The organism is Bradyrhizobium sp., from assembly GCF_049798375.1.
GTDB lineage: Bacteria > Pseudomonadota > Alphaproteobacteria > Rhizobiales > Xanthobacteraceae > Bradyrhizobium.
This window is the reverse complement of sequence record NZ_JBARGP010000475.1, coordinates 1-7,900: the sequence shown is the minus strand read 5'-3', so window position 1 is coordinate 7,900 and position 7,900 is coordinate 1. Positions and strand designations below refer to the sequence as shown.

At 64.5% G+C, this 7,900-nt stretch carries 6 protein-coding genes; 3 read left to right on the top strand and 3 right to left on the bottom strand.

Going from position 1 to position 7,900, the window contains the following annotated elements:
- Window positions 1-395: 395 nt before the first annotated feature.
- Both WA702_RS19565 and WA702_RS19560 read right to left on the bottom strand, forming a co-directional pair.
- Window positions 396-1,649, bottom strand: coding sequence for an MFS transporter (locus WA702_RS19565; RefSeq protein ID WP_425112187.1), 1,254 nt, complete (start codon window positions 1,647-1,649; stop codon window positions 396-398).
- Window positions 1,650-1,760: 111 nt separating this feature from the next.
- Complete coding sequence (locus WA702_RS19560; protein ID WP_425112186.1) at window positions 1,761-2,174, bottom strand: hypothetical protein; 414 nt, start codon at window positions 2,172-2,174, stop codon at window positions 1,761-1,763.
- Window positions 2,175-2,423: 249 nt separating this feature from the next.
- Here WA702_RS19560 and WA702_RS19555 point away from each other — a divergent pair, with 249 nt between their 5' ends.
- The gene (locus WA702_RS19555; protein WP_425112185.1) at window positions 2,424-3,632 is read left to right on the top strand and encodes an MFS transporter; all 1,209 of its coding nucleotides are present in this window, start codon (window positions 2,424-2,426) and stop codon (window positions 3,630-3,632) included.
- Window positions 3,633-3,704: 72 nt separating this feature from the next.
- The gene (htpG, locus tag WA702_RS19550) at window positions 3,705-5,576 is read left to right on the top strand and encodes a molecular chaperone HtpG (protein WP_425112184.1); all 1,872 of its coding nucleotides are present in this window, start codon (window positions 3,705-3,707) and stop codon (window positions 5,574-5,576) included.
- Here htpG and WA702_RS19545 read toward each other — a convergent pair whose 3' ends face one another.
- Window positions 5,577-6,566: a Bug family tripartite tricarboxylate transporter substrate binding protein gene (locus WA702_RS19545; protein WP_425112183.1), complete on the bottom strand. Its 990-nt coding sequence runs from the start codon at window positions 6,564-6,566 to the stop codon at window positions 5,577-5,579. It abuts the gene before it with no gap.
- Between the two features lie 190 nt (window positions 6,567-6,756).
- Between WA702_RS19545 and WA702_RS19540 the strand changes: the two genes are divergently transcribed.
- A partial coding sequence (locus WA702_RS19540; protein WP_425112182.1) for an AMP-binding protein occupies window positions 6,757-7,900 on the top strand: 1,144 nt, incomplete at its 3' end.

Here is a 7,900-nt window from a genome sequence, read left to right as displayed (position 1 = left end):
CACTCGGCTGGAAAACGCCAGCCGAGGCGCTTGACGCCTTGCTGATCCCGGTGAAAAGAAAACGAACCGGTGTTGCGACGACCGCCTGAGCCCAAGGGCGATCTCGGCTGAGCCTGTGGTTCTGCCGCGTGCTTTCTTGTTGCACGCGGACCGCGGGCGCCGGCTGGCGCCCGGTCTTCCCTGCGCCCTCTCGTTAGTCGAGGGCGGTCGTCTGGCAAAGCTCGGGCAGATCATGTCGCGAGAACGGAAAGTCGTGCTTGGAGCGGCCGTCCAACATATTCGCCGTCATTCCACGCTTGCCGCCTTGCGGCGCCCCAGAATGACAAGATGGTGAGAGCGCGAGATCATCAGGACTTCCGGCAATGACGACAAATGCCCTCGATCGACTCGCCGCTTCACCCCGTAAACGACACCCCGCGGGCTTCGCGGCCAAGCGAGGTGAGAATGGCGATCACGATCGCGACGGTGCCGGCGACGCCGGCGAGCGCCAGCGCGTAGTTGCCGCCGAAATGCGCGGCGATGCCGGCCTGCAACGGCGCATTCACGGACGCGATCAGATTGCCGAGCTGGTAGACGAAGCCGGGGAAGGTGCCGCGCGCGTTCGACGGCGACAGCTCGTTGAGATGCACGGGAATGACGCCCCAGGCGCCCTGGACCATGAACTGCATCAGGAAGGCCCCGACCGCCAGCCAGACGATGTTCTCTGCGAACGCCCACAGCGGGATGACGGCCAGCGACAGGATCGCGGCAATGACGATGCAGCGGCGGCGACCATAGCGTTCGGACATGATGCCGAACAGGATCCCTCCGCAGATCGCGCCGATATTGTAGATGATGGCGATCAGGCTGACAGCATGGGTATCAAGCTTGTGCTGAACCTGCAGGAAGGTCGGGTAGATGTCCTGGGTGCCATGGCTGAAGAAGTTGAACGCGGTCATCAGCACCACGGCGTAGATGCCGAGCCGCCAATGCGACTGCAGCAGCTGCAATGTGCCGCTATTGCTTGCGGCAGCGCGGTTGCGTTCGAACGCCGGCGATTCCGGCACGCTGCGGCGGATATAGAGCACCAGCAAAGCAGGGATGACGCCGACCATGAACATGCCGCGCCAGCCGATCGTTTGGAACAGCAAGCCGTAGACGATGGAGGCGAGGAAATAGCCGGTCGGATAACCCGATTGCAGCAGGCCGGAGACGAAGCCGCGTGCATGAGGCGGGATCGTCTCCATCGCCAACGAGGCGCCGACGCCCCATTCGCCGCCCATCGCGATGCCGTAGAGCGCGCGCAGCACGATCAGCGCGGTGAGGTTGGGGGAGAAGCCGGAGGCAAATTCGAGAATCGAATAGAGCAGCACGTTGACCATCAAGGTCGGGCGGCGGCCCCAGCGGTCGGCGGCGCGGCCGAAAATGAAGGCGCCGATCGGGCGCATCGCGAGCGTCAGCAGGATCGCATAGGTGACGCTGGCTATCTCGACGTTGAACTCGGCCGCGATGTCCTTCAGCACGAACACGAGCAGGAAGAAATCGAAGGCGTCCAGCGTCCAACCGAGAAACGTCGCGGCGACCACATGTCTCTGCTCGCTGGTCCAGCCGGAAAACAGCGACGGTTTCTCATCGAGCGCTACAGCCGGGCCGGCGCCATTTGTCTGCATGTTTGCGCAATCCTTCGGGGCGTTGTGACTGATAAGGCTGACCCTGAAGGACGATATGCGCCAAGGCTGGCGGATTCCCAACCCCGCCTTGGCACAAATGACGATCGACGATCAGGGCAACGGGGCCGCCCGCAGGTCGATGATCTCGGGCGTCGCGACGCGCTTGGTGGCGGGTTCGGCCGGAAGCTGCAGCACGCGGGCCCGCTGGCCGGTGGCGAGGTCGGTGACCTTGACGATGCGGCCATTGGAGAATTCCAACGCGTCGTGGTGCTCGGTCGGCCTGTGGGTGTCGACCTGGCGGAAGCGCGCCAGATGGGCGCCGATCTTGCGCTTGAAGATGAAGCCCTTGACCCGCACGTCGCCCTCGAAGGCAAGCTCGGTGCCCGGACGCAGGCAAACCGCCGTCAAGGGATCATCTGATGTGCAGAAGCCGCGGGTCTCGGTATCAGGGAAGCGGCACGACACCAGCACGTCGGAGAGCTCGGCGTCTCGGGAGGCGACGGTATGCAAGCTGTAGTCACACATGGGAAGGAGCTCCTGAATGCCCACCAGCATTGGCCGCAACGGCAGACGCTCGCACTTGTTCCATCTCGCGTGCGTGATTTATGGGTGGCACCTCGAAGTGTGCCTGCCGAACAGGCTCGCCGCTGATCCGGGGGACAGGCGGCATCGACGGCATCATCGCCGCTCATTCTGAGAAAGATCGCGGACGCTGTCGCAAATCGCGGATGTCATTCGTCTTGGAGGGGAACGGATGAAACGGGGAGAGAGCAAATGAATGTGTCGTATCGTTGGGTCATCGTGGCGGCGGGTGCGCTGATGACCTGTGTCGCCATCGGCGCAATGTTTTCGCTGGCGATATTCCTGGCACCGATGTCGGCCGAGACCGGCTGGACACGCACCGGCATATCGACCGCGATGACCCTGGATTTCCTGGTGATGGGCGCGGCCGGCTTCGGCTGGGGCGCATTGAGCGACCGGATCGGCCCGCGCTGGGTGACGCTTGCGGGCGCCGTGCTGCTCGGGGCAGGGCTGGTCTTTGCGAGCCGCACCCATGAGCTCTGGCAATTCCAGCTCACTTATGGGCTCCTGGTCGGGCTTGCCGCGGGCGCCTTCTTCGCGCCGATGATCGCAGCCGCCACCGGATGGTTCACGGAGAATCGCAGCCTGGCGGTGTCGCTGGTGTCGGCTGGTGTCGGCGTCGCGCCGATGACGATCTCGCCGTTCGCGAGCTGGCTGATCACGGGCTATGGCTGGCGCAGCGCCATGCTGATCGTTGGCATCGGTGCCTGGACGCTGCTGGTCCCGGCATCGCTGCTGGTTCGTCGCCCGCCGGTTGCGGCACCGGACCTTACGGCCGCAGGCACGACGTCCGCGGCGCCGGCGTTATCGCTCGGTGAAGCCTTCCGCTCGCCGCAATTCATCGTGCTCGCCTCGACCTTCTTTCTCTGCTGCGGTGCGCATGCCGGCCCGATCTTCCATATGGTCAGCTATGCCATCGGCTGCGGCATCCCGCGGATGGAGGCGGTCTCGATCTACAGCGTCGAGGGCCTTGCCGGGCTCGGTGGCCGCCTGTTGCTGGGTCTGCTCGCCGACCGTTACGGCGCCAAGCGGGTGTTGATCACCGGGTTGATGGTGCAGGCCTTCGCCATCGCAGCCTATCTGCTGGTCGACCGGCTCGGACAGTTCTACGCGCTGGCGGTGGTGTTCGGCACCGCCTATGGCGGCGTGATGCCGCTCTATGCGGTGCTTGCGCGGGAATCCTTCGGCCAGCGCTTCATGGGCACGGTGTTCGGCGCCATGACCATGGCCTCCAGCCTCGGCATGGCCTTCGGCCCGTGGGCCGGCGGGCGCATCTTCGACGCCTTCAACAGCTATATGTGGCTCTACATCGGCGCCTCCGGCGTCGCGCTGGGCGCGGTCGCGGTTGCCTTTGCGTTCACGGCGCGGCCGCAGCGGGACGGAAGTCTCGTGCCAGCGTGAGGAGGCTTGATCCCTGCGGTGTCGGCGCTATATCGACGTTTTCCCTCTCTCACTTTGGGCCGACGTATCACGATGACCGACACCGCCCCCGTGACCCAACCTTTCCAGGCCGAAGTTTCCGAGCTGCTGCACCTGATGGTGCATTCGGTCTATTCGGAAACCGACATCTTTTTGCGCGAGCTGATTTCCAACGCCTCGGACGCCTGCGACAAGCTGCGTTACGAGGCGATCGCCCGGCCCGAGCTGATCGGCGACGGCGAGGCGCCGAAAATCCGCATCCTTCCCAACAAGGCAGCGGATACGCTGACCGTTGCCGACAGCGGCATCGGCATGGAGCGGCAGGAGCTGATCGATCATCTCGGCACCATCGCCCGCTCCGGCACCAAGGCGTTCGTGCAAAAGCTGTCCGAGGCCAAGGACGGCACCGGCCTGATCGGCCAGTTCGGCGTCGGCTTCTATTCCGCCTTCATGGTGGCCGATCGCATCCGGGTGATCAGCCATCACGCCGGCTCGCACGAGGTGTGGACCTGGACCTCGTCGGGCGGCTCTGGCTTCGAGGTGGCGCCGGCCTCTGAGGAGGAAGCCACGCGTGTCAGCCGCGGCACCGAGATAGTGCTGCATCTCAAGGAGGACGCGAAGAAATATCTTGAGACGCACGAGATCGAGCGCATCGTCGCCGCCTATTCGGACAACATCCAGTTCCCGATCGAGCTGGTGCCGGAAGAGGGCGAGCCGCGCCAGATCAATTCGGCCAGCGCGCTGTGGCAGCGCTCGAAGTCCGAACTGACGGCTGAGGATTACAAGAAGGCTTATCAGTCGATCGCGCATGCCTTCGACGATCCGGCGATGACGCTGCACTACCGCGCCGAAGGCCGCTATTCCTACGCGGTACTGCTGTTCGCGCCGTCGACCAAGCCGTTCGACCTGTTCGAGCCGGCGCGCAAGGGCAGGGTCAAGCTCTACGTCCGGCGCGTCTTCATCACCGATGACGCCGACCTGATGCCAGCCTATTTGCGCTTCATCCGCGGCGTCGTCGACAGCGAGGATTTGCCGCTCAATCTCTCGCGCGAGATGTTGCAGAACAACCCGCAGCTGGCGCAGATCCGCAAGGCTGTCACCGGGCGCGTCATCGGCGAGCTGGAGCAGCTTGCCGAAAAGGATGTGGAGAATTTCGACAAGATCTGGGAGGGCTTCGGCGCCGTCATCAAGGAAGGCATCTACGAGGATTTCGAACGCCGCGAGAAGCTGCTGGCGCTGGCGCGCTTCATCACCACATCAGGCGAGAAGCGCTCGCTGAAGCAATATGTCGAAGGTTTGAAAGAGAACCAGACCGAGATCTACTTCCTGGTCGGCGACAGCGTCGAGCGGCTGAAGTCGAATCCGCGGCTCGAGGCGGCGAAGGCGCGCGGCATCGAAGTGCTGCTCTTGACCGATGCGGTGGATGCGTTCTGGACCTCGGCGCGGCTCGAATTCGACGGCAAGCCGCTGAAGTCCTTGAGCCAGGGCGATATCGACTTCGATCCGATTCCGCTGACCGAGGAAGAGAAGGCGGAGAAGAAGGACGAACCTGCGGCCGATGAGGCCAACACCATTGCGCTGATCAAGGCGAGCCTCGGGGAGCGGGTGACGGACGTGAAGGCGTCGACGCGGCTGACCACCAGTGCCTCCTGTCTGGTCGCCAGCGGCCTGGGACCGGATCGCGAACTGGAGCGGATCCTGCAGCAGCAGGCGCGCGGCGCGCGCTCAAAGCCGATCCTGGAGATCAATCTGCGCCATCCGCTGGTGCTGGCGACCGCCAAGGCCGCCGCGGACCAGGGCAAGGTCGACGATCTCTCCTTCCTGCTGCTGGAGCAGGCCCAGATCCTCGACGGCGAGTTGCCGGAGGATCCGGCCGCATTTGCCGCGCGGCTGAACCGGCTGGTGCTGCAGGGCGTGATGGCGTAATCAGCCGTCCTTGCGCACGCGGGCGAGCGCGATGAGCTGGCGCCAGCGGACGATCTCGGCGCCGAACACGCCAGCGGAGTCGCGGGCGTTGCAAGGGACTGGAATGGCGCCGATGGCGTCGAACTGCTTGCGGATCGCAGGATCGGCAATCGCGAGATTGGTCTCGCGATTGAGCAGGTCGACGATCTCCTGCGGCGTACCGCGCGGCACCGCGGTGCCGTAGAAGCCGGATGTGTTGTAGCCCGGCAGCGCGGTCCAGATCGGCGGCAACTCGGGCGTGACGGCGCAGGGTCCTCGGGTGGTGACGGCAAGGGCGCGACCCTTGCCGCTCCGCAGCAGCTCCAGAGACGAGGCGACGTTGTCGAACATCGCATGGATATGCCCGGACGAGAGGTCGACCAGGGCGGGGCCGGAGCCGCGATAATGGACGTTGGTCCATTCAAGCCCGGCCATCACGCTAAAAAGCTCGGCCGACAGATGTTGCACGGTGCCTAGACCGGCCGAGCCGACACTGAGCTTGCCGGGATTGGCCTTCGCGTAGGCGATGAATTCCAGGAGCGTCTTCACGGGCAGCTCGGTGCTGACCATGAGCAACAGCGGCATCCGCGCCAGCACGGCGACATGGATCAGGTCGTGCGCGGCGTCGAATGGCAGCGACGGATCGAAGCTGACGTTGATGGCGTTGGCGGTCGACGTCGCCAGGATGGTGTAGCCGTCCGGCGCGGCATGAACCACGCTCTCGGTGCCAGTATTGCTGCCGGCGCCGGGCCGGTTCTCCATCGTGAAAGGCTGGCCAAGCCGCTGACTGAGCCGCTCGCAGATGGGCTGCGCAAGGCGGCCGGTTGCGCCGCCCGCCGCGTAGGGAAGCACCCATGTCACCGGGCGCGAGGGATAGGTCGCCGTGGCCCATGTCGGACCGGCGGCAGCGCTGATGGTGGTACAGGCCGCCGCCTGTAGCAGCGTTCGTCTCGTGATCATCCCAATCGGCATGCCGGCGTTCGCCTCGGCTGTTTCCCGGCGCGCAGCATAGTGCGAATTCGCCTCAACTTCGTAAAGTCTGCGTCTCGCATCAACCTTGCAAAACTCTGATCCCGTTAACCGTGCGGGTTAACACCTGCGCAGCACGCCGAGTCTATAACGCGACACGGTGAGCTGGCGGTCGGCCATGAATGCAGGTGTCATGCAACAATCCGTGGAACTGACGCCGGAGCGCGGCGATCCTTCGCGCGCCAAGCCTTCAAAGCCCTCCACCGCGAAAACCTGGTTGAAGGCGATCGAGCTTACCGCGCGCATCGAAGCGGAACCGGCGAGACTGTTTGCCGATATCATCGACGATTGGACCGCGCGGCAAGCCGATCATCCGGCGCTGGTCTCCGATCGCGAGACCTTGACCTATGGCGCGCTGTCCGCCCGCATCAATCGATATGCACGCTGGGCACTGGCCACCGGCGTCGGCAAGGGTAACACCGTCGGCTTGATCATGCAAAGCCGTCCCGATTACGTTGCGGCCTGGCTCGGCATCAGCCGCGTCGGCGGCGTCGTGGCGCTGATCAACACCAATTTGATCGGCCCGTCGCTCGCGCATTGCATCAACGTGGCAAAGCCGGCGCACATCATTCTCGCTGACGAGCTATCGGACGCATATGCAGTCGCGATGGCCGACATCGCTGCGGCGCCGAAAATCTGGGCGGCACACACCGTGCTAGATGGAATCGGCGACGCGCCGCTGTCAACGGAAGAGCGCCGCGACGTCAGCATCAACGACCGCGCACTGTTGATCTATACGTCCGGCACGACAGGCCTGCCGAAGGCCGCCTCGATCAGTCATCGCCGCATCCTGAACTGGGCCGGCTGGTTCGCCGGTCTCACCGGCGCTACGTCAGGCGATCGGCTCTATGATTGTCTGCCGGTCTATCATTCCGTCGGCGGCATCGTCGCGCCCTGCAGCATGTTGCGCGCCGGCGCCTCCGTCGTGCTTGCGGAAAAGTTCTCGGCCCGCAGTTTCTGGCGCGACATCGTGCGGTTCGACTGCACGCTGTTCCAATATATCGGCGAGCTCTGCCGCTATCTGCTCAAAGCGCCGCCGTCCGAGCTCGATCGCGCGCATCGGCTGCGGCTCGCTTGCGGCAACGGCTTGCGTGGCGATGTCTGGGAGGCATTCCAGGCGCGCTTTGCGATCCCACAGATGCTCGAATTCTATGCCGCGACCGAAGGCAATTTCTCACTCTACAATGTCGAAGGCAGGGTCGGCGCGATCGGCCGGATTCCGCCGTTGCTGGCGCACCGTTTTCCGGCCGCGATCGTGCGGCTCGATCCGGACAGCG